Below are 20,961 nucleotides of genomic sequence, written 5' to 3'. Positions count from 1 at the left end.
GTTCCACCGGCTCTTCCTGTTCCGCCGGCTGCGCTTGTTCCGCCGGCCGTTCCTTCTCAACCGGCTGTTTCTTCTCCGCCGGCTGCGCGACCGCAATCTTCTCGTAGGCGCTGTCGCTCAGGATGCGGCGCGCGGTGACGTACCGCTTCGCGTAGTACGTATCCGACAGCGACGTGACGACGACGCCCTTCGACGTGGACGCGTGCGCGAACTTGCCGTTGCCGATGTAAATGCCGACGTGGGAAATGCCCTTGCCGTTCGTGTTGAAGAAGACGAGATCGCCCTTCCGGAGATCCTCCTTCGCGACCTTGACGCCTTCCTTCGCCATCGAGGCGGAATGGTGCGGCAGTTCGATGCCGAACTTCGCGAACACGTAGGCCGTAAATCCGGAACAGTCGAAACCTTTGGGCGTGGTGCCGCCGTAACGGTACGGAGTGCCGAGCAGTTCCGCGATCACCGCGTCAAGCTTCGACCCGGCGGAGGCGCCGGCGCTGGCCGTCGTGAACGCCGTCACGGCCGCCAGCAGCGCCATAACGGATATGGCGAATCTCTTCACCGATGTTGAACTCCTTCCGATGCCTGCGAGGTTAGCTGTGGGGTTCGGTCGAAGGATGCCCTGGGACTCTTCCGGCGCAGCCCGGCGCGCGGCCTGCCGCGCAGAGTCCGTTCACCCGAAATGGGTCCCCCGCTTCCCGTTCGAAGGGAATTCGGCATTTTTTGCAAACACGCTCTTACGAATTCGCTCTCAGATCGGCATTTCCTCCTTTCCCAAAATGAGAATCCTCTCATAAAAAAGCGAAATTTCTCTCATAAAAATCTGAAATCGACGTAGAAACGGCGGCAAATTTCTCATCAAAAACGTGATCGAAATTACAAAAAAACCGACATGCCCGGACGTGTGTCCGGACATGTCGGCTTCGGGCGGAGGCCGGCGCGCGGAACCGCCGATTCCTGTCAGGCGGCCCTGTCAGGCGGCCGGTCGCCGTTTCGAGTTCCACGCTTCATATTGCGCGGCGTAGGTCCACACCTTGAACCAGGTGCGGAAGAACGGCTGGACCTGGTGCAGGATGAGTGCGAACAGCCCGGCCCAGACCATCGACACGGCGGCGGAGACGAGGCCGGCCGCCGCGCCGATCGCCCAGACCGCGAGCGCCGACGCGGCGGCGGCCGGCAGGCTGCGGAACGTGACGGAGAGCGACGGCAGCACGCCGTCCCCCGCCGCCGCTCCGAACTGCATGCCGACGGAGACGAGCCGGACGAGCAGGAACCAGAGGAGCCAGGCGGCCAGCGCGGGAAGCAGCGTCCGGAACAGCTCGCTCCATCCGTCGCTCGCGAAGAACGCGCGGCGCGCGAGCGGCAGCAGCCAGGCGAGCGGTGCAAAAATCAGCGCGAGCTCGGCCGCGTAGATGAGGGCGACGCGCTTCCAGGCGGCGCGGATGCCGGCGAGGAACGTCGTGCCGCTCTCCTTCGTCGCGTGCTGCAGCGAGTGGAACAGTCCGGCGTTGATGAACGGCGTCAGCAGCACGCGGGCGGCGAGCAGGCCGAGCAGCGCCAGCCCGTAGGGCATGAGCAGGTCGGTCTTCATGATCCGGAACTGCGCCTCGGCGAGGAACAGCTCCACGGCCCCCCAGGCGGCGAGCGGATCGGGATACCGCTTCAGGAACGGCACCAGCACGCCGTCGATCGCGCGGTACAGGAAGAATCCCCACAGGAACTGGTAGACGAACAGGAGGACGATGACGCCTGCATGCCGCACGGTGCGGTTCCAGCCGTTGATCACGTGCGATTTCATCGCGCATCTCTCCCTTTACCATCCGAACCGGGCGATGATCGTCTCCAGCAGCTTCGCGGCGCCGAGGTTCCAGCGGTTCCGCGTCGTGCGGGGCAGCTCGGCCTTCAGGAAATTGTTGTACCGCCGGTTGTCGAGCAGGTTCGTCCGGTTCGGGTCCGCCGCCGCCCATGCGACCGGATGCGGCCGGGTGACGCGGATTTCGGCCCGGGCGCCGTCATCGTCCCAGATGTGCGTCTCGGTCGAGCCGTCGGCGAATGTCAGCAGGACCGGCACGGGACCGGTATAGGCACCGGTGCGGGTGAGGCGGACGACCGATTCGTACCGCCGCTCACCGCCCGCGTCCATCGGCGTGATCCGGATCGATTCGACCGCCACGTCGGCCGTCTCCGCGCCGTACACGAACGCGTTGAAGTAGTCGTCCCAGTCTTCGCCGGTCACCTTTTCGACGATCCGCTGGAAGTCGCGGGCGGACGGATGCCGGAACTTGTACGTCTGAAAATAAGTCCGCAGAATGTTCCGCATTTTCCGCTCTCCCGCCCGCCGTTCGATGCCGAGCAGCACCAGTTTCGCCCGGAGGTAGACGTTTTCCGCGTAGTGCTCGTGGTTCCGGAACTTCCAGGATGGCTGGTCGAGCGGTGCCGGATCGGTCAGCCAGACCGATTCGACCGGCAGGTTCGGCGCGATGCCGTAGATCGCGTCCATCACCTTGTCCTCGGCGTAGGAGGTGAACCCTTCGTCGAGCCACGCTTCTTCGTACTCGTTCGTGGCGACCATGCCGTACCAGTACTGGTGCCCGATCTCGTGCACGACGGTCCGCTCCAGCGTGAAGTCCGGGTTTTCCTCCTCGGCGGATGCCGCCGTGATCAGCGTCGGGTATTCCATGCCGCCCGCGCCGCCCGCACCCTTCGGCGGCACGACGATGGACAGGGTGGAGTAGGGATACGCGCCGTACCACTCGGCGTATTTCGCGAGCGCCGATTTGGCGGCGTGCATGTAGCGCTCGCGCAGGTGGGCGTGGAGCGGATCGAGATACAGCTTGATCCGGACGCCGGGAATGCCCTTCGCGGCGTAGGATTCTTCATAATAGATGAAGTCCGGCGAGGCGGCCCACGCGAAATCGTGCACGTCGTCGGCATAGTAGTGGTAGGTTTTCATGCCGTTCTCGATCTTCGGCGTGTCCGCGAGGAAACCGGTCGCCGCCGTCTTGTAGCGTTCCGGCACGCGGATTTTGACGCTGAAGATGCCGAAATCGCCGTAGAACTCGGAGTTGCCGTGGTACTGGTGCGCGTTCCAGCCCTCCTGCTTCCGGCCGCGCGTGCCCCGCGTTTCGTAGACCGCGATTTTCGGGTACCATTGGCCGGCCATCACGAAGTCGCCGGCGTAACCCATGCGGGTGAACACGCGCGGCAGCTTCACGTCGAATGTCATGCGCAGCGTCACGCTGCCGCCGGGCGGGACCGGCTGCGACAGCCGGAGACGCGCGAGCGTCCGGTCGTTCGGATTGCCGTCGTCCGGGCTCACGTACTGCAGGCGCGGCAGCAGATTCTCGCCGTCCTCGTCGATGATGGAGCGGAGCGTGATGCCGCCGACGCTCTCCGGCGTTGCCCGGTCATTCCGGAGCCGGCCGCCGGACTCGCGCATGAACGTGGTCAGCGGGCTCTCGAAGGCGTTCGGATACAGATGGAAATAAATCTCGGATACCGTCTTCGCGCCGGGGTTGGTCCATGTGACGGTCTGCTCGCCGTGCAGCGTCTTCTTCTCCGCGTCCAGCCGGACGTCGATGTGGTACTCGACGACGCGCCGCGACAGCGCGACCGGCTTCGGCTTCTGCTTCTGCACCGTCTCCGGGGCGGAACCGGCCGGCGACTGCGCGGCGGGTGGTCCGCCAGGCCCGGGATCGGCGGACGAGGAGGCCGACGCGTATATGTATCGGGACAGCCAGGCGCTGCGGAAGTCTTGTCCGAGAAGGGCAAACGCGAGCACGGCGGCCGCCGCGGCCAGGGCGAATCGGGTGCGGGCGCTGAACAGCATGGACCGATTACCTCCCGTTGACAAGCATCTACGGCATGTATATGTTGGCTTCGGACAGATTATTAGCTAAAATGATTGACAAACCCTGAACGGAAAGCGGGGGTATCGTTCGTGCAAGAGCAGGAAGGCGGCACGCAGAAGAAGAAGACGCTGTCGCTCAACGTCGTCAGCTCGCAGACGCACAAGGGGTTCGGAGCGGGGAGCATCAACCTGAACGACGTGTCGTCCGTCATCATCGACGGCGGCGAAGCCTATATCGACATCGGCGCCATGCACGCGAAAAGCCGGGTGGAGCGCGGCATCAAGTTCAGCACGAACAAGGAGGACGTGCCGAACGGACGGAGGGTGTGGGTCGTCTGGGTCGCGGTCGACCGGAGCGGCGACGGGCCGTACTACGCGGGCGCGACCGCCAGCGAGATGCTGATCGACTCGGAGGCGAAGCGGGGATGGAAGATCCTCGCCGACCACGTGAACCGGCTGGATTACGCGATCAAGCGCCGGTTCATGCTGGACGAACTGTCGCCGGAGGAGAAGCGGGCGCTGAAGGACCTGTTGATCCGTCACAACCCGGAATGGTGGGAGCGTTCGCCGGAACAGCTCAAGGCCGCGCTGGACGCATGAACGGAACGGGCTGCCCCGGCAAGCCGGAAGGCTTGCGGGCAGCCCGTTTGACTTCGGATAGGGTGCACGCGCCGGGGCGGTTCACCGGTTCATGATCCCGTGGCGGAGGATGTCCTCGATGGCCGCCACCCAATCCCCGTAAGGAAGGTTCGCATGGTTGGGGATCATGATGGACTGGAAGATGAATCCGAGCACCAGCCCGTCGGGCAGCCGGGAACGCAACTTCCCTTCCCGCCGTCCCTGCGCGATGAACGAATCGAGACAGGCGTACATGTCGAGGTGCATCCGGTCGAGCCGTTCGAGATTCGCCTTCACCTTGGGGGTGGAAGAGCGAATCTGCTGGACGCTGCCAATCAGCTCATGGATCATTTTCCGCTTGAACATGAGATCGAGCAGATACCGGAACTGGGATTCGAAATCCGGCAGCCGCCCGATCTCCCGGAGTTCGGCGAGGAACCGGTTCATCTCGTGGATCATGAAATCGGAGATGAGCTCGTCCTTGTTGTCATAATATTTGTACAGCGCACTCCTCGAGACCTGCAGCCGTTCGGCGAGCGCGCTGATCGTGAAGCCTTCGTAGCCTGCCGCGAGCAGCACGTTGCCCGTTTCCCGGAACAGGTCGTCGGTCGTAAACTTCCGTTCCCGTGCGATGGCCATCACCCCGTCGAAGAGGTTACTTCGACAAGTTCCGGCGTATTCCTCCTCCGCGTCCGTGCTAGCCGGTCCACCAACGCATCAGGTCTTCCCACCACGAGCGGCGGATCTCGTGGTCCGCGCGGACGGGGGCCGGCTCCTCTTCGGGGGCTTCGTCATGCGCGTCGCAGACCTCGGCCGGTTCGGTGCCGAGGACGAACGTCTCCGCCCGGCGGAGCGGGCAGGCCCCGCTTGCCAGCTTGCCGGTCCCGGGATCGATGTAGACGGTCACGACGCCCTCCGGCTCCGGGAACATCTTCGGCGGCACGCCGGCGAGCGCCCGCTCGATGAAGTCGGCGAAGATCGGCGCCGCGCGATGCGCCTCGGCCCGCGTGATCGCGCGGGCCCGGTCGTAGCCGACCCAGACGGCGGCCGCGAGCTCCGGCGTGTAGCCGACGAGCCAGGCGTCGTAGGCGGTCGTGCCGGTCTTGCCGGCGACCGGACGCCGGATCGCGGACGACACGCGGTACGCCGTGCCGCCCGGCTCGAACACGCTCTCAAGCAGCCGCGTCAGGACGTAGGCATGCGCGGGCGACGCCACCCGCTCCGATGGCGGCTGCGCCTCGTACAGCACGCGGCCCGCATGGTCCTCGATGCGCAGGACGGCGACCGGCTCGTGCCGCACGCCGCCCGCGGCCAGCGCGCCGAATGCGGACGCCATCTCGAGCGGGCTGACCGGGAACGCGCCGAGCGCCAGCGAGGGCACCGGCTGCATCGGGCTGTCGATGCCGAAGCGTCGCGCCGTCGCGATGACATTTTCCGGCCCGACCGCCATGATCGTGTGGACGGCGTAGATGTTGTCCGAGCTCGCGATCGCCGTCCGCATGTCGATCTCGTCCATGAAATAATGATCGTTGTGGTTGCGCGGCTCGTACGTCCTGCGCCCGTCGTCGTACGTGAAGACGGTCGGCTCGCTCCGGAAGCGGGTGACCGGCGTCATCCCCTGCTCCAGCGCCGTCAGATAGAGGAACGGCTTGAACGAGGAGCCCGGCTGGCGCGTCTTCGCCAGGACGCGGTTGTACTGGTTCTCCGCGTAGTCGCGCCCGCCGACCATCGCCTTGATGTGGCCGTTCCTCGGATCGATCGCGACCAGCGCCGCCTGCTGTTCCGAACCCGCGGGAATGCCGCGCTTCACCGCCTCCTCGGCGGCCTTCTGGATGTCGGGATCGAGCGTCGTGTAGACGCGGAGGCCGCCTTCGGCGAGCAGCCGCTCGTCGAAGCCGAGCCGGTCGACGACGACCGACCGCACGTAGTCGCGGAAATACGGCGCATACCCTTCGCCCGCGTCCGATTTCGGCGGGCGGAATGGCAGCACCTCGCGGAACGCGGCGTCGGCCTCCTCCCGCGTGATGACGCCCTGTTCGACCATCGCGTTCAGCACGAGCCGCTGCCGGTCCTTCGCGTTCTTCATGTCCCGATAGGGCGAATAGTAGCGCGGTCCCTTCGGAATGCCGGCGAGCATCGCGCTCTCCGCGAGCGTGAGATCCTTCGCGCGCTTGCCGAAGTATCGCTCCGCCGCGGCCTCGATGCCGTAGGCGCCGTGGCCGTAGTAGATCTGGTTCAGGTACATCGTCAGGATTTCCGTCTTGTCGTATTTCATTTCGAGCATCGCCGCATAGACGGCTTCCTGCAGCTTCCGCTTCCAGGTCCGCTCGTGGGAGAGCCACAGGTTGCGCGCGAGCTGCTGCGTCAGCGTGCTCGCGCCCTGCTTCGCCGACAGGCTGCGCAGGTTGACGAGCGCGGCGCGCGCGAGCCCGCGCAGATCGATGCCGTGATGTTCGAAAAAGCGGCGGTCCTCGATCGCGAGCGTCGCCTGCACGAGGTACGGCGAGATCTCCTGAAGCTCCACGGGGCGCCGGTGGCCGCCGGCATGCAGCGCGGCGATGACGCCGCCCCGGCTGTCGTAGATGTAGGAAGTCTGGCTGATGCGGGCGGCCGGCAGCGTCTGTGCGCCGAGCCAGATCCGCCCGGCCATCAGTCCGAAGACGACCAGCAGCAGGAGGAAGGCGAGCGCCGCGGCCGTCATGCGGAGGCGGCCAAGGCGGACCATCCGCCGCTCGGCGCGGAGCCATTTTCGCTTCCGTTTTTCACGTTCTTCCGGTGTCCCGGCGTTCGACCGATCCGTCACGCGCGCCACCGTCCTTTCCGCCCGGATTCTCTCATGTTCCTTAGTATGGAAATCGAAAGAGGCCGTTATTCGCGGCGCCGGAAGGGGCGGAGGAGGCGTGCCGGGAAACGGGAAAACGCCATGAAAACGCCTGTTGCTTTTTCCATTTGAAGGTCTATAATACAGGTTGAAATCTAACGGGAAGAGGGATCGTCCACGTGACGGAGATATGGTTCACCGAGAAACAGACGGACCATTACGGCATCACGATGAAGCTGAAGGAAATGTACGTCCGCGAACAGACGGACTTCCAGGACCTCGCCCTGGTCGAGACCGAGGAATGGGGCACGATGCTGCTCCTCGACGGCATGGTCATGACGACGGACCGGGACGAGTTCGTGTATCACGAGATGGTGGCCCATCCGGCGCTGTTCACCCATCCGAATCCGGAGCACGTGCTGGTCGTCGGCGGCGGCGACGGCGGCGTCATCCGCGAAGTGCTGAAGCATCCCGAGGTGAAGCGGGCCGTCCTGGTCGACATCGACGGCAAGGTGATCGAATATTCGAAGAAGTACCTGCCCCAGATCGCTTCCGGTCTGGACGATCCCCGCGTCGAGGTGATCGTGAACGACGGGTTCAAGCATATCCATGATCACAAGAACACGTACGACGTGATCATGGTCGACTCGACCGAGCCGGTCGGACCGGCGGTGCAGCTCTTCACGCGCGGCTTCTACCAGGGCATCTACGACGCGCTGAAGGAAGACGGCATGTTCGTCGCGCAGACCGACAATCCGTGGTTCAAGGCGGACCTGATCCGCAACGTGAACCGCGACGTCCGGGCGGTGTTCCCGATCGTGCGCACCTACTGGGCGAACGTGCCGACCTACCCGAGCGGCATGTGGACGTTCACGCTGGGCAGCAAGAAATACGACCCGCTCGACCTGGACGAGACGCAGATTCCCGAGATCGACACGAAGTATTACTCGCCCCGGCTGCACAAGGCGGCGTTCGCGCTGCCGAAGTTCGTCGAGGAACTGGTGAAATAGCGGAACTTGAGCGAGGTCGGACGGCCGTCCCGATTCCGGGACGGCATATTTGATGGAAAGGGGACGCGAGGCGTTGAAGCTGGACCAGAAATATTCCGGCAACGTGTTTATCTTGAGCTCCGAAGACTACGAGGCGGCGAAGGCGGTCATCTACGGCATGCCGATGGACTTCACCGTCTCGTTCCGACCGGGCGCGCGCTTCGGCCCGCCGCGCATCCGCGAGGCGTCGGTCGGTCTCGAGGAGTACAGCCCGTATCTCGACCGCAGCCTTGAGGACATTGTCTATTTCGACGCGGGGGATCTGCTGCTGCCGTTCGGCAACGCGGCGCGCAGCCTGGAGCTCATCGGCGAATTCGTGCGGCGCGTGCTGGCGGACGGGAAGCTGCCGGTCGGCCTCGGCGGCGAGCATCTCGTCTCATGGCCGGTCATCCGCGAGGTGTACGCGAAATATCCGGACCTTGCGGTCATCCACATCGACGCGCACGCGGACCTGCGCGAGCAATACGAGGGCGAGCCGCTGTCGCACGCGACGCCGATCCGCAAAACGGCGGAGCTCATCGGAGGGAAGAACGTGTACCAGTTCGGCATCCGCTCCGGCTCGCGCGAGGAATGGCAGTACGCGCGGGAGAACGTGAACTTCCACCCGTTCGAGGTGCTGGAGCCTTTGAAACGTGCGCTGCCGGGACTCGCGGGGCGGCCCGTGTACGTGACGATCGACATCGACGTGCTCGATCCGTCCTGCGCGCCGGGCACCGGCACGGCCGAAGCGGGCGGCATCACGTCGAAGGAACTGCTGGAAGCCGTGCACGCAATCGCCCGCTCCGACGTGCGGGTCGTCGGCTGCGACCTCGTGGAGGTGGCGCCGGCCTACGACCCGACCGAGCAGACGCAGATCGCGGCCGCGAAGATCGTGCGCGAGATGCTGCTCGGCTTCGTGAAGTAATCCATGCATGCGAACAATCGGCCCCGGGAGGTCACCCCCCGGGGCTTCCATGTTCCAGCAGCCGGCCGTCCTCCAGGACGAACCTGCGATGCGCCCGCGAGGCCAGCCGCTCGTCGTGGGTGACGAGGACGAGCGCCGTTCCCTGCCGGTTCAGTTCCACGAGCAGCTCCTCGATCCTTTCGCCGTTCCGACGGTCCAGGCTGCCCGTCGGCTCATCGGCGAAGATGACGTCCGGACCGTTCGCGAGGGCGCGGGCGATCGCGACGCGCTGCTGCTGCCCGCCCGAAAGTTGGGACGGATAATGCCCGGCCTTGTCCGCAAGGCCGACGCGGCGGAGCAGCTCGAGCGCGCGCCCGCGCCGTTCCCGCCGCGGCACCCCGGCGTAACCCATCGGCGCCTCGACGTTCTGCAGCGCCGTCAGTTCGTCGATCAGGTGGAACGACTGGAAGACGAAGCCGAAATGTTTTCCGCGGATGCGGGCGAGCTCCGCGTCGCCGAGGCCGTCCACCGGCACGCCCCTGAACCGGTACGTCCCCGACGTCAGCCGGTCCATGCATCCCAGAATGTGCAGCAGCGTGCTCTTGCCGCTCCCGGACCTTCCCGTGATCGCGACGAAGTCTCCCGCGTCAATCCGGAGCCCGACGCGGTCGAAGACGATCATCTCCCGATCACCGTCCCGGAACGCCTTCTTCCCGTCCGTCAGTTCGATCAAGGTCATGCCTGATCACCCCTCAAGATTTCGAGCGGCCGCAGGCGCCGGAACCGGGACGCCAGCGCACCCGCGGCGAGCATGGCGGGCGCGAGCGCCAGGACGGCGGCCCCCGCCGCGGCGGCGGGAGACGTCCGAACCCCGACCGCATCCGCCCAGGCGGACAGACACCAGGAACCGAGACCCGCTCCCGCGACGCCGCCCGCGCACGAAGGCAGCGCCGCCTCCAGCAGCATTTCCGCGAACAGGACGCCCTTGCGGGCCCCGCATGCGGAGCAGACGGCGAACGCCCTCCGTCGCCGGAGGAACAGGAGCTGCACGACGGCGGAAAGGCCGATCAGGACGATGGCCAGGCCGAGCGCCGCGACTCCGCCGGCCGCCGCCGCGCCGTCCCGGAGCGCTTCATAGCCGCCGAGGAGGCGCTGTCCGGCCGCGTCCGCGGCGAACCTCCAATCCTCGTTCCATGCCGCCAGCAGACCCAGAATCTGCGCGAAGGTCCCGATCGCTTCATCCGCGTCCATGCCGCGGTCGAACCGGACGGAGAGCCAAAACACGGCGGCGTTTTCCGGCGTTTGCGGCGGCGCATGCGACGGATCGTAGAATGCGAGCGGCAGCAGCACCGTCCGGTCCAGCGGCCAATCCGCCAGATCGTGATGGGTGAAGCGGTCCCCGGCGGCTCCCAGCTCGTCCATCGGAAGCACGGACAGACGCCCGCCGCTTTCTCCCTCCCGTTCGCCGCCGGCGCCGAGCTCCGGCGGCACATGACCGAAGATCAGCCGGTACCGTCCTTCCAGGAGTCCCCGGATGTCGTCTCCCGCGTACGCCGCGTTCCCCCGCTCGAACCCCGGCCTGTCCTTCTGGAGGACGGACGCGAGAAAATCGTCCGAGGCGTACAGGAGGCGGCCCGTGCGAACGTCGGCGCCGTCCGTCGTGTAGTGGACGGTGCGGACGATGCAGAACGGGAACGACGCTTCGGGGAACCGCGCCTTCAACATCGCATATTGTTCATAATCGAGCGGCGGCCGGCTCGACGGCTGCTCCGGGGTGATGACGATGTTCCAGATCGTCCCGCCGATTTCTTCCCGGATCACGCGGTACTCCTCCGCTGCGGACACCCACAGGGCGGCGCAGACATGGATCACCGCGACGCCGGCGGCCATCTGCAGCGCGAGCGGAAGATGGACCTTCCAGCGTCGCCGGATCATGAGCAGCGATTTTGACAGGATGTAGCCGGTCATGTCAATCCGCCTCCCGCATCAGGCGGATGATGACGTCCGGTTTCCGGTAGCGCCGGGTAAGCGCGAAGCCCGCCGCGGCGCAGACGAGCAGATGGAGGGCGAAGACGGTCAGCATGACGGCCGGATCGGGGCGAACGGGAAAAAGATACCGCGTCACGACCGGCTGCGCCGCCTTCAGCACGGTGAACACCGCCATCAGCGACAACGTCGAGACGGCGAACAGCTCGAGGAACGCCTCCGCCCGGAGGGTTCGCGGCCGGGCGCCGATCGCCAGTGCGATCCCGTGCCGCTTCCTTCGCTCGCGCATGAGCAGCGCCATGATGCTGCCGATGTTCAGCAGCGACCAGAGCAGCGCGATCAGCGCGACCGCGATCACGAAGGCATAGACCTCCAGGAGCTGCGCCCGCTCGCGGCGCAGGGCCTCATCCATGCGTTCGACTCTCCAGTCTTCGCCCGCCGCAAGCCGGATTTTCGCAAGGATCCCGTCCACGTCGCCGGATTCCTTCACCTTCACGAACAATTGCGTCCATCCCCGGAACGTTCCGTCTTCCTCCACGACGGTCAAGTGCCGGTCGTCGACTTCCGTCTCTCCCGCCGCGATGCAGCTCCCGGCGCCGACCCGGATTTCCCTGCCGACGGCGGAGCCGCCCCACCAGTCCAGGGCCGGCTGGATGCCGGCAATGCATGTCCGGCCGCCGGCGAGAGCGCCGCCGTGCCGGATGTACGCCCGGAACAGCCCGATGTACGAGGGATCGACGGACTGGATCAGCGCATGGCGCCAGCCGTCGCCGTCGTGGAGCACGCCGGTATACACCGACCTGCGGCTTACGGATTCGACGGACGGATCCAGGCCCGGCAGCAGATCGTACAGCTCTGCCGCGGACGGCCGGTCCCCGGTCCGCGCGTCGACGGGTTCCGGAGAGGGATGTTCCTCGAGCCGAATGATGCGGCGGGCGTCCGTCATCATCCCGGCCTCCAGGACATGCTGTTGGTAACGCGCGGCGGACAGCAGAGCGGCCGGAATCAGCCATCCGGCGACGAAGCCGAGCATCATCAGGGCCGCCGTCCGTCGGCCGGCGCGCAGATTCCGCAGGACCGTCATCAGCAGGAACGAAGGGGAAACGGTCATCGTACGAGCCCCATTTCATCCGGTGGAATGTCAATCGGCCGATTGCAAGCCCGATTATAGGAGGAAATTTTTGCGAAACATCCGGCAAAAACATGAAGATTTTCTTAAATCGGACGCACAATCGGCCCATCGGCGCAGTCCGAGTATGCCGCCCGCCATTGCCCGATTTCGGGGCGGATGATAAAATACGGAGTAACTCCGGGCCGTTTGCATGCCGTCTGCGTTTCGGACAGAAGATAAGGAGGGGGCGTCATGTCGCTTCTCAGCGGTTTGTTCGGGAATTATTCGGAGGTATCGCCCGCGGAGCTTGAGCGGCAGTACGGCGCGTACCTGATGCCGGGCGAGACCATCCAGTCGGGCTTCCGGCTGATCCGCGACACGTTCATTCTGACGGACCGTCGGATCATCCTGTTCGACCACCAGGGTGTCACCGGCAAGAAGACGCGCGTCGCTTCGATCGATCTGGACTCGATTTACGATGTATCGATGGAGACCGCCGGCACCGGGTTTGATGACAGCGAGCTGACGATCCGCTACATCACGTCGCCCTACTACAAGGCGAGCAATCTGCAGACGGCAAACTACAAGTTCGAGTTCAGCAAGAAGTTCAACATCCAGCCGTTTTACACGGCGCTCGTAACGCTGGCGTACGAGAACAAGAAACGGATCAACAGCTGAATGCCGGGAATCCGCAACGGGTACGCAGCACACAGGTGGTCGCACGGGCTCTGCCGCGTCGGCGCGGCAGGGTCTTTTTCGTAGGGAACGATTTCCGGAAATCATATGTTGACCAAACAAATCGGAAATACTATGATTCGGATGTGGCCATTATTCGACAAAATTCAACAAATACGCAACAAAGGGGTTGGACAGCATGAGAAAATGGCATTTCGCTCTGGCGGTCGTGCTGCTGTTCGGCATGCTCGCGGCAGCCTGCTCTTCCGGCGGCGCCGGCGGCGGCGACAGGAAGGTCATCCGCGCGGGGTCGACGGGCCAGTCGTTCCCGAACAGTTACAAGGAAGGGGACAAGCTGGTCGGCTTCGACGTCGAGGTGCTCGAAACGATTGCCGCCAATCTCGGCTATACGGTAGAATGGGTTAACAGCGATTTCGCCGGCCTCATGGGTCAGCTCGAGACCGGCAAGATCGACACGATCGCGAACGTCGTCGCGGTGACGGAGGAGCGGAAGGAGAAATTCGACTTCACCGTTCCGTATTCGTACGCGGCCGTCACGATCGTGACGCATGTCGACAACACGGACATCAACACGCTGGAAGACCTGAAGGGCAAGACGGTCGCCGGCGTGCTCGGTTCGCAGAACGTGAAGAACCTGCAAAACTATGATCCCGAGATCAACGTCCGGACGTACGAGAACCGCGACGGCGCGCAGAATGACGTCCTGAACAAGCGCGTCGACGGCTACGTCCAATCGAAGGCGAATCTGATCGCCGAGATCAACCGGCAGAATCTGCCGCTCAAGTTCGTCGGCGAGCCGTTCCACTATGAGGATGTCGCGTTCCCGTTCCGGAAGACCGAGGAGAACCGGAAGCTGATCGAGCAAATCAACGCCGAGATCGAGAAGCTCCGGGCGGACGGCACGCTGAAGAAGCTCTCCGAGAAATATTTCTACGGCGAGGACATTACGACGAAGGGCGAGTAATCCACAGCCTTGCGGGCGGATCCGAAACCGCGAAGGCGCGTGAGGGCGGGCGATGGGCGTGAATTTTGATCCTCTCTACATTTTCGAATTGCTGCCTCGAATCATCCGGTACATCCCGATCACGCTGCTCATGGCGGTGCTCGCCATGATATTGGCGATCGCGGTCGGGCTGATGATCGCGCTCGCCCGCAACAGCAAGAACCGGCTGCTCAGTGCGGGAGCAGCCGTCTACATATCCTTCTTCCGCGCCATCCCGATGCTGGTGCAGCTGTTCCTGATCTACTACGGTCTGCCGCAGCTGTTCCCGGTTTTCACGAAGATGGACGCCGTGACGGCGGCGATCATCGGGTTCGGGTTCAAGCAGGCGGCGTTCCTCGCGGAAATATTCCGGGCGGCCTTCCATTCGGTCGACAAGGGGCAGATGGAGGCGAGCCTGACCGTCGGCATGACGAAGGTGCAGGCGTACCGGCGCATCATTCTGCCCCAGGCGGCGCGCAACGCGCTGCCCGGCACGGGCAACATTTTCATCAGCCTGATCAAGGAGACGTCCCTCGCGTTCACGCTCGGGGTGGTCGAGATTTTCGCCGAGGCGAAGATGCAGGCCGCGGAATCGTTCCGTTTCTTCGAGGCCTATCTGGCGGTCGCCCTGATCTACTGGCTGCTCATCATCGTCTATTCGTACCTGCAGCAGAAGCTCGAAAACGTGCTGGATCGCCCATACCGTTCATGAAGGTTGGTTGGCCATGATCAAAGTGACGAATCTCAGGAAACGGTTCGGCGACCTGGTCGTGCTGAACGGCATCGACTTCGAGGTGAAGGACGGCGAGGTGCTGACGATCATCGGTCCGTCCGGGTCGGGGAAATCGACGCTCATCCGCTGTCTGAACTTCCTCGAGCGGCCGGACGCCGGCGTCATCGAGATCGGCGGCGTCCGGGTCGACGCGGAGAAGTGCACGAACCGGGATATCCGCCGGCTCCGCCTGCAGACCGCGATGGTGTTCCAGAACTACAACCTGTTCCGGAACAAGACCGCGCTGCAGAATGTGACGGAAGCGCTCGTCGTCGTGAAGAAGATGCCGAAGAAGGAGGCGGAGGAGCTCGGCATGGAGCTGCTTCGCCAGGTCGGGCTCGAGGACAAGCGGGACAACTATCCCGCCACGCTCTCCGGCGGCCAGCAGCAGCGCGTCAGCATCGCGCGGGCGCTCGCGCTCAGACCCCATGCGATCCTGCTGGACGAGCCGACGTCGTCCCTCGATCCGGAGCTGGTCTCGGAAGTGCTGCAGACGATCAAGAAGCTGGCCGAGATGGACACGACGATGATCATCGTGACGCACGAGATGGACTTCGCCCGGGATGTGTCCGACCACGTCATCTTCATGGCGGACGGCAACATCGTCGAGCAGGGGCCGCCGTCCGAAGTGCTGGACCATCCGCGGCATGAGCGGACGAAGCAGTTCCTGCGCTCATTCCACGCGAACAGGAAGCGGTGACGATGGAGGACGGTCTGACGGCGGCTTTTCTCGAAAAAATGTGGAGCATGTCCGTCTCCGGGGAGAGCCTGGGGAAGGCAAAATACGGCGTGTTGGATTTTGCGGCATCCGCCTTCGCCGGGAAGGCGGATGCCGGCGTCTTGAAGCTGCTCCGCGCGGCGGAGGAGGAGGGCGGGCGGCCGCTCGCGCCGGTGCTGTTCCACCGGCGGCGCGTGTCCCGGGAGCAGTCGGCGCTCGTCAACGGCTTCATGGCGCACGCGCTGGACTACGACGACGTGCACGCGGAGGTGCGCGGCCATCCGAGCGCCGTCATCCTGCCGGCGCTGATCGCGCTCGCGGACCTCGGCGGGGACGGGAGGCGCTTCCTCGAGGCGTACGTCGTCGGCGTCGAGGCGATGGCCCGCATCGCGCTGGCGCTCACGAACGAGCACTACGAGCGGGGATTCCACAACACCGCCACGGCCGGCGCGCTCGCGGCGGCGATCGCCGGCGCCCGGTATCTGGGCTGGTCTCCGGACCGGGCCGCCCCGGCGCTCGGGCTGGCCGCCACGCAGGCGGCGGGCCTGCGCGTCCACTTCGGCACGGAGACGAAGCCGCTGCATGCCGGGCTGGCGGCCGCCGCGGCGGTCCGCGCGCTGCGCCTCGCGGAGGCGGGCGTGCAGGCCAGCCGTGCCAGCCTGGACGGGAGGCTCGGCTTCTTCGCCGTATTCGGGCAGGGAGAGGAGCGGGCGCGCACCGAACTGCTGCGGGAGGACGACGTTCCGCGGATCGTGCGCCCCGGCCTCTGGCACAAGCTGTATCCGTTCTGCTCGGCGGCGTACTTCGTGTGGCACGCGGCGGAGCAAATCGGGCCTGTTCCGCTGGAGCGGATCGGGGAGATCGAGATCGCGTTCACCGTCCGGAGCGATGCGGCGCTCATCCATCGGCGCCCCGCGAACGGGGAGGAGGGCCGCTTCAGCGCCGAGTACGTCGCCGCGCTGATCCTGGGCGGCCGGGGCCTCCATGCGCGATATTTCCAACGGGTGCCGGTCGACGATGAAATCCGGGCCTACATGGACCGGATGCGGCGCGTGAACGTGTTCGACGAGCCGCCGGGCGTCCGGTACACGCGCATCACGGTGAAGCTGAAGGACGGCGGGACGGTCGGCGCCGTCGGCGACCGGCCGAAGGGCTCCGCCGGCAACCCGGTCACGGAGGCGGAACTGGTGCGCAAGTACGACGAGGTGGTGGACGGTCCGCAGGCGGCGGCGATCCGGGAGCATATTTTGCGGCTGGACGAGATCGGGGATGTGCGGCCGTTCATCGCGCTGCTGGAGGAAGGATGAACGCGCGGAGAGCCGGTGCGGCAAGGAAGGGGCGCGCGACGGGAACGGACCCCCGCCCGCGAAGCCGGTTGGCTTCGAGGCGGGAGTCCGCCGTTCTCAGGATGGCCTCCGGTTCGTTTCGAGGTTCCGGGAACGCTTTGCGCGAATCAGGAAGGGCAGGTACATTAGCACGAACAGGACGAACGCAACCCCTTCCAGCGACAGGATGTACCACGGCCAGGGGCCGAGCAGGTCGAGCAGCGACGGGTTGTCCGGCTTGCGGGCGATGAACATGTAGTTGCCGCCGGTCAGGTAGTTGACGAGGCCGACCGGAATGAGCAGCAGGTTGAGCCAGAGCAGGGTGCGCCAGATCGACGACCCGCGCGGCCGGTAGCCGTACGCGGCGATCATGAACAGGGCCGCGACGATGATGCCGCCGTGGGCGACGAAGAAGTAGAAGAACGTAAAGTGCGGATAACCCGACAGGATGGCGGCGGGCGTCAGCAGCGCCTGCAGCGCGCCGCCGATGCCGGCGAAATAGTTGAACTCGAACAGACGGTAGCTCTTCGTCCAGAGCATGATGAAGGACAGGATCAGCGTCAGGCTGCACAGGTGAAGAGGCAGGGTCCAGGACGGATCCCATTGGTCCGCCGTGAAATACCAGACATGTAGCGCGATGTCGAGCATGAGCAGCAGCGAGGCCAGCGCGTGGCGGATCGCGTTCGCAAGGCGCGGGCGTTCCCGCAGTCCCCGCCAGCCGAGCGTGAACGCGCACGCCGCCGCGATGACGGCCAGGGCCACCAGATGCTGCGTCGAATAGAACGTGAACGGAACCGTGTCGGGTCCGAAAAAGGACACCCGATTCATGGCGCACCCCCTGATTTTTTCCGTCTATAAGTTTGGATCCCCGTTTTTCACGGATCGGCCGATTCGGGCAAGAAGCCGGCGCTTGTCCGGCCGATCCGATTCGGGCCCGTGATCGTCCCGCTCCCGTCGATGGTCCCGCCGTCCGGAGGAAAAGTTAAACGCTTTCAAAAAACGTCTTCCGAACAAGCCCCGCTGCCGGGCAGCGCAGGCAGGGTCGGGAGCGCGGCGGCCGCCCCTGAACGCCGCGCGTTCCGGAGGGCTTGGTGCTCCGGGGACCGTCAAAGGCCGGACGGGCCGGCGGAAAACCGGTCCAGCGCGAACGCGCCGAGATCGAACCGCGTCCGGCCGTCCAGCAGCAGATCCGCGGCGATCTCGCCGAGCACGCTCGCGAATTTGAAGCCGTGGCCGGAGAGGCCGCCGATCACGAGCACGTTCGGATGCTGCGGGTGGCGGTCGATCACGAAGTCCTCGTCGGGCGTAAATTCATACCTGCAGACCGAGCTTCGCAGCAGCCGGCCCGCCGCCTTCGGCATGTATTGCCGTACGGCTCCGCGCAGCGACGCCTCATCCGATTCTTCATGCCCGAACGGATGGAACGGTTCTCCCGGCCGCCATTCCCTGCCGCCGTCATGCTTGCCGATCTTGAGGCCGCCGCCGTCGATGTCGGGAAAGCCGTAGAAGCCGCCCTCCGCGGTGTGCAGCGTGAAGCCCGGGAACCGGCCGGCGCGGTAGTCTCCGGACTCCGTCGCGAACCAGGCGACCGGAATGCGCAGCGGCTTGAGCGGGAACTTCACGAACGGCTCCAGCCGGCCGAACCAGGCGCCGGCGCTGAGCAGCGCCTTCTCCGCCCGGAACACGCCTTCGGCGGTCTCCGCGGCGATGCCGGTCCCGTCCGCCGCCACGCGCAGCACCGGCGCGTTCGCGACGAGCTTCGCGCCCGCCGCCTCCGCCAGCCGGCGGCAGACGGCGATCGCGCGCTCGCAGTACAGATAGCCGGCCTCGGGCTCGTACATCCCGATGAAATGGTCGGGCAGCGCGAGGCCCGGCCATCTTCTGCGCATTTCCGCGGCGTCGAGCATCTCGACGGGAATGCCGAACGCCCGCGCGTCCTCCGGGCGGCTGCCGAAGCTGTAATGCTCCGGGTCCGCGATGTTGAGCACGCCGGAGCGGACGAGCAGCGTCGTCTCCGCTTCCCGTTCCAGTTCCCGCCACAGCTCGTCCGCGCGGAGCGCGAGCGGGATGTAGACGCGGCCCTTCTTGTACGCGTGGCGGATGAGCCGGGTCTCCCCGTGGTGGCTGCCTTCCCGGTGGGGCGGGTCAAAGGCGTCGATCAGCAGTACGCGGGCGCCGCGCCGCGCGAGATGGTATCCCGCGCTCATGCCGACGGAGCCCGCGCCGATCACGAGGACATCGTACGGGCGCGCATTCATCCGACCGGCCCTCCTTCCGCGGGGATGAGCTGCTTCTTGTAGAACACCGTCGTATGGCCTCTGCCCAGATCCTTCTCCATGACCGGCACGTACCCTCTGCGCACGTACATGTCGCCGAGCCACGGATGCTCCTTCGCGGTGCCGAGCGACACGGCCGGGCTCTTCAGCGTGTCGCGCACCATCTGCTCCTCGCACCAGGCAAGCAGCGTCGAGCCGATCCCGCGGCCTCCGACGTCGGGATCGACGGCGAACCACCAGATGTGCGGGACCCCGAACGGACCGGGTTGCGGTCCCCACGGCATCCGCAGGCTCAGCGTCGCGACCGGCTTCCCGTCCTCTTCCATGATGAAGCACATGTTGTGCCGGATGTTGTATTCCACGAGCGCAAGATCGGCGTTCGCGGCCGCGAAGTTGATGCCGAGCTCCCGGATCGGCCGGTAGGCCCGCAGCGTCAGATCGAGCAGCGCCGGCGCGTCGTCCTTGACGGCGAGGCGATAGGTGTATCGGCTCATGCGTGGTCTCCTCCGTCCCGTCGGTTTGCAATGCACCGCCGTCAGTCCCGCGCCAGCGAACGGAGCGCGAGTTCCGCCGCGTGGGCGAACAGGGCCGCGCTGAGCGGCAGCGCATCTTCGTGCAGCGTGAATTTCGGATGGTGCCATTCTTCGGTGCCGCTCGTGCCCATCCAGATGAAGCATCCGGGCACGTGCTCCTGGTACACGGAGAAATCTTCGCCGGCGGTCGTCGGGCTTGCCTCGACCACCCGCAGGCCCAGCTCTTCGGCGGCCCGCGCCATCAGATCGGCCAGCGCGGGATCGTTGTTCACGAAATGCTGGCCTTCCATCCAGACCAGCTCGGCCGAAGCGCCGAACCCGGCGGCGACGCCCTCCGCCACCCGGCGGATCTGCTCCGGAAGGCGGCGGCGCACGCCGGCGTCGAACGCGCGCACGGTGCCCTCCAGTTCGGCGAGGTCCGGGATGACGTTCCACGTCGCGCCCGCGTGGAACCGGCAGACGCTCACCACCGCGCTGTCCAGCGGGCTCGTGTTCCGGCTTACGACGGTCTGCAGCGCGCCCACGATCGCGCTGGCCGCGACGATCGGGTCGACGACGGCGTCCGGGATCGCGCCGTGACCGCCCTTGCCCGTCACGCGGATCAGGAACCGGTCGACGCTCGCCATCAGCGCGCCCGTGCGGATGCCGACGGTGCCGACCGGAAGATCCGGCTTGTTGTGCATGCCGAGGATCGCGTCAACGCCCTCCAGCACGCCGGCCCGGATCATCATCCGCGCGCCGGCGGCGACCTCTTCGGCCGGCTGGAACAGCATCCGCACGCGTCCCCTGAGCCGCTCGCGGCGGCGGTGAAGCAGCAGCGCCGCGCCGATCATCGAGGCGGTGTGGAAATCATGGCCGCACGCATGCATCTTGCCCGGAACGCGCGAGGCGAAGGGCAGGCCGGTCTCCTCCGCGACGGGCAGCGCGTCGATGTCGGCGCGCAGCGCGACCGTCGGCCCCGGAGCGCCGCCCGTGATATCGGCGACGAGGCCGGTGGCGAGGCCGAAGGTTTGCACTTCGAGGCCCGCCTCCTCCAGCCAGCCGCGGATGCGCCGGGTCGTCTCGAACTCCTCCAGCGACAGCTCCGGATGCATGTGAAGCTCGCGGCGGATGGCGATGAGATGCGGCTTCAGCTCTTCGGCATCGCGTCTCAATGTCTCGGTCGTCATCGGCAGGACCTCCCGTCAATCGTCTTTCAGCCACGGCGACCGCTCCGCCCGCGCGAGCACGCGGTCGACGATCCGCGGCGCCGAACCGAGATAGGCGGCGGGATCGAGCAGTTCGTCCAGCTTGTCCGCGTCGAGCGCTTCGGCCACCCGCCGGTCCGCCAGCAGGACGTCCCTGAAC

General features: G+C 65.8%; 20 protein-coding genes, 1 pseudogene and 1 riboswitch. Of the genes and pseudogenes, 8 read left to right on the top strand and 13 right to left on the bottom strand.

Annotated features, from left to right (window positions below):
* Positions 1-91: 91 nt before the first annotated feature.
* The 3 genes and pseudogenes from A9Z00_RS11485 to A9Z00_RS11475 form a co-directional block, all read right to left on the bottom strand.
* Positions 92-532 (bottom strand): annotated as a pseudogene (locus A9Z00_RS11485) (C40 family peptidase); the annotation flags it as partial.
* Between the two features lie 29 nt (positions 533-561).
* Positions 562-723: riboswitch (cyclic di-AMP (ydaO/yuaA leader) on the bottom strand.
* A 244-nt stretch (positions 724-967) separates the two neighbouring features.
* Positions 968-1,792 (bottom strand): hypothetical protein, encoded by an 825-nt coding sequence (locus A9Z00_RS11480; protein ID WP_296977369.1) that lies wholly within the window; start codon positions 1,790-1,792, stop codon positions 968-970.
* Positions 1,793-1,807: 15 nt separating this feature from the next.
* Positions 1,808-3,823 carry a M1 family metallopeptidase gene (locus A9Z00_RS11475; RefSeq protein WP_296977367.1) on the bottom strand — a complete coding sequence of 672 codons (2,016 nt, stop codon included), beginning with the start codon at positions 3,821-3,823 and terminating at the stop codon, positions 1,808-1,810.
* A 111-nt stretch (positions 3,824-3,934) separates the two neighbouring features.
* Here A9Z00_RS11475 and A9Z00_RS11470 point away from each other — a divergent pair, with 111 nt between their 5' ends.
* Entirely contained in the window at positions 3,935-4,444 is a 510-nt protein-coding gene (locus tag A9Z00_RS11470; RefSeq protein ID WP_296977364.1) for a YwhD family protein, read from the top strand.
* Between the two features lie 81 nt (positions 4,445-4,525).
* Here A9Z00_RS11470 and A9Z00_RS11465 read toward each other — a convergent pair whose 3' ends face one another.
* The gene (locus A9Z00_RS11465; RefSeq protein ID WP_296977361.1) at positions 4,526-5,101 is read right to left on the bottom strand and encodes a TetR/AcrR family transcriptional regulator; all 576 of its coding nucleotides are present in this window, start codon (positions 5,099-5,101) and stop codon (positions 4,526-4,528) included.
* Positions 5,102-5,159: 58 nt separating this feature from the next.
* A complete protein-coding gene (locus A9Z00_RS11460; protein WP_296977466.1) occupies positions 5,160-7,187 on the bottom strand; it encodes a transglycosylase domain-containing protein in 2,028 nt (675 codons plus the stop codon).
* Between the two features lie 275 nt (positions 7,188-7,462).
* On the opposite strand from A9Z00_RS11460, the gene speE reads away from it, so the two are divergent.
* Both speE and speB read left to right on the top strand, forming a co-directional pair.
* A complete protein-coding gene (gene speE, locus A9Z00_RS11455; protein WP_296977357.1) occupies positions 7,463-8,293 on the top strand; it encodes a polyamine aminopropyltransferase in 831 nt (276 codons plus the stop codon).
* A gap of 73 nt (positions 8,294-8,366) precedes the next feature.
* Positions 8,367-9,236, top strand: coding sequence for an agmatinase (speB, locus tag A9Z00_RS11450; protein WP_296977463.1), 870 nt, complete (start codon positions 8,367-8,369; stop codon positions 9,234-9,236).
* 31 nt (positions 9,237-9,267) lie between these two features.
* On the opposite strand, the gene A9Z00_RS11445 is transcribed toward speB, so the two are convergent.
* The 3 genes from A9Z00_RS11445 to A9Z00_RS11435 are packed head-to-tail and all read right to left on the bottom strand — an operon-like array spanning position 9,268 to position 12,312.
* Positions 9,268-9,954, bottom strand: coding sequence for an ABC transporter ATP-binding protein (locus A9Z00_RS11445; protein WP_296977354.1), 687 nt, complete (start codon positions 9,952-9,954; stop codon positions 9,268-9,270).
* On the bottom strand, positions 9,951-11,183 hold the full coding sequence (locus A9Z00_RS11440) for an FtsX-like permease family protein (protein ID WP_296977352.1): 1,233 nt from the start codon (positions 11,181-11,183) through the stop codon (positions 9,951-9,953). The genes A9Z00_RS11445 and A9Z00_RS11440 overlap by 4 nt, the downstream gene beginning before the upstream one ends.
* Position 11,184: 1 nt before the next feature.
* Positions 11,185-12,312 carry an ABC transporter permease gene (locus A9Z00_RS11435; protein WP_296977349.1) on the bottom strand — a complete coding sequence of 376 codons (1,128 nt, stop codon included), beginning with the start codon at positions 12,310-12,312 and terminating at the stop codon, positions 11,185-11,187.
* 252 nt (positions 12,313-12,564) lie between these two features.
* Between A9Z00_RS11435 and A9Z00_RS11430 the strand changes: the two genes are divergently transcribed.
* From A9Z00_RS11430 to A9Z00_RS11410, 5 genes are all read left to right on the top strand, one after another.
* Positions 12,565-12,990, top strand: coding sequence for a PH domain-containing protein (locus A9Z00_RS11430; RefSeq protein ID WP_296977346.1), 426 nt, complete (start codon positions 12,565-12,567; stop codon positions 12,988-12,990).
* Positions 12,991-13,186: 196 nt separating this feature from the next.
* A complete protein-coding gene (locus A9Z00_RS11425; RefSeq protein ID WP_296977343.1) occupies positions 13,187-13,972 on the top strand; it encodes an amino acid ABC transporter substrate-binding protein in 786 nt (261 codons plus the stop codon).
* Positions 13,973-14,030: 58 nt separating this feature from the next.
* Positions 14,031-14,702, top strand: coding sequence for an amino acid ABC transporter permease (locus tag A9Z00_RS11420; RefSeq protein WP_296977340.1), 672 nt, complete (start codon positions 14,031-14,033; stop codon positions 14,700-14,702).
* Positions 14,703-14,715: 13 nt separating this feature from the next.
* The gene (locus tag A9Z00_RS11415) at positions 14,716-15,462 is read left to right on the top strand and encodes an amino acid ABC transporter ATP-binding protein (RefSeq protein WP_296977338.1); all 747 of its coding nucleotides are present in this window, start codon (positions 14,716-14,718) and stop codon (positions 15,460-15,462) included.
* A 2-nt stretch (positions 15,463-15,464) separates the two neighbouring features.
* Complete coding sequence (locus tag A9Z00_RS11410) at positions 15,465-16,787, top strand: MmgE/PrpD family protein (RefSeq protein ID WP_296977335.1); 1,323 nt, start codon at positions 15,465-15,467, stop codon at positions 16,785-16,787.
* A gap of 96 nt (positions 16,788-16,883) precedes the next feature.
* Here A9Z00_RS11410 and A9Z00_RS11405 read toward each other — a convergent pair whose 3' ends face one another.
* From A9Z00_RS11405 to A9Z00_RS11385, 5 genes are all read right to left on the bottom strand, one after another.
* A complete protein-coding gene (locus A9Z00_RS11405; protein WP_296977331.1) occupies positions 16,884-17,633 on the bottom strand; it encodes a YwaF family protein in 750 nt (249 codons plus the stop codon).
* Positions 17,634-17,911: 278 nt separating this feature from the next.
* On the bottom strand, positions 17,912-19,063 hold the full coding sequence (solA, locus tag A9Z00_RS11400; RefSeq protein WP_296977328.1) for an N-methyl-L-tryptophan oxidase: 1,152 nt from the start codon (positions 19,061-19,063) through the stop codon (positions 17,912-17,914).
* On the bottom strand, positions 19,060-19,575 hold the full coding sequence (locus tag A9Z00_RS11395; RefSeq protein WP_296977322.1) for a GNAT family N-acetyltransferase: 516 nt from the start codon (positions 19,573-19,575) through the stop codon (positions 19,060-19,062). The genes solA and A9Z00_RS11395 overlap by 4 nt, the downstream gene beginning before the upstream one ends.
* A gap of 41 nt (positions 19,576-19,616) precedes the next feature.
* The gene (locus tag A9Z00_RS11390; RefSeq protein ID WP_296977319.1) at positions 19,617-20,783 is read right to left on the bottom strand and encodes an amidohydrolase; all 1,167 of its coding nucleotides are present in this window, start codon (positions 20,781-20,783) and stop codon (positions 19,617-19,619) included.
* Between the two features lie 15 nt (positions 20,784-20,798).
* Entirely contained in the window at positions 20,799-20,948 is a 150-nt protein-coding gene (locus A9Z00_RS11385) for a hypothetical protein (protein ID WP_296977460.1), read from the bottom strand.
* Positions 20,949-20,961 lie beyond the last annotated feature (13 nt).

Origin of the sequence: Thermobacillus sp. ZCTH02-B1 (assembly GCF_002159085.1) — a bacterium.
Lineage (GTDB): Bacteria > Bacillota > Bacilli > Paenibacillales > Paenibacillaceae > Thermobacillus.
This window is presented reverse-complemented; position numbering and strand designations above follow the sequence as displayed.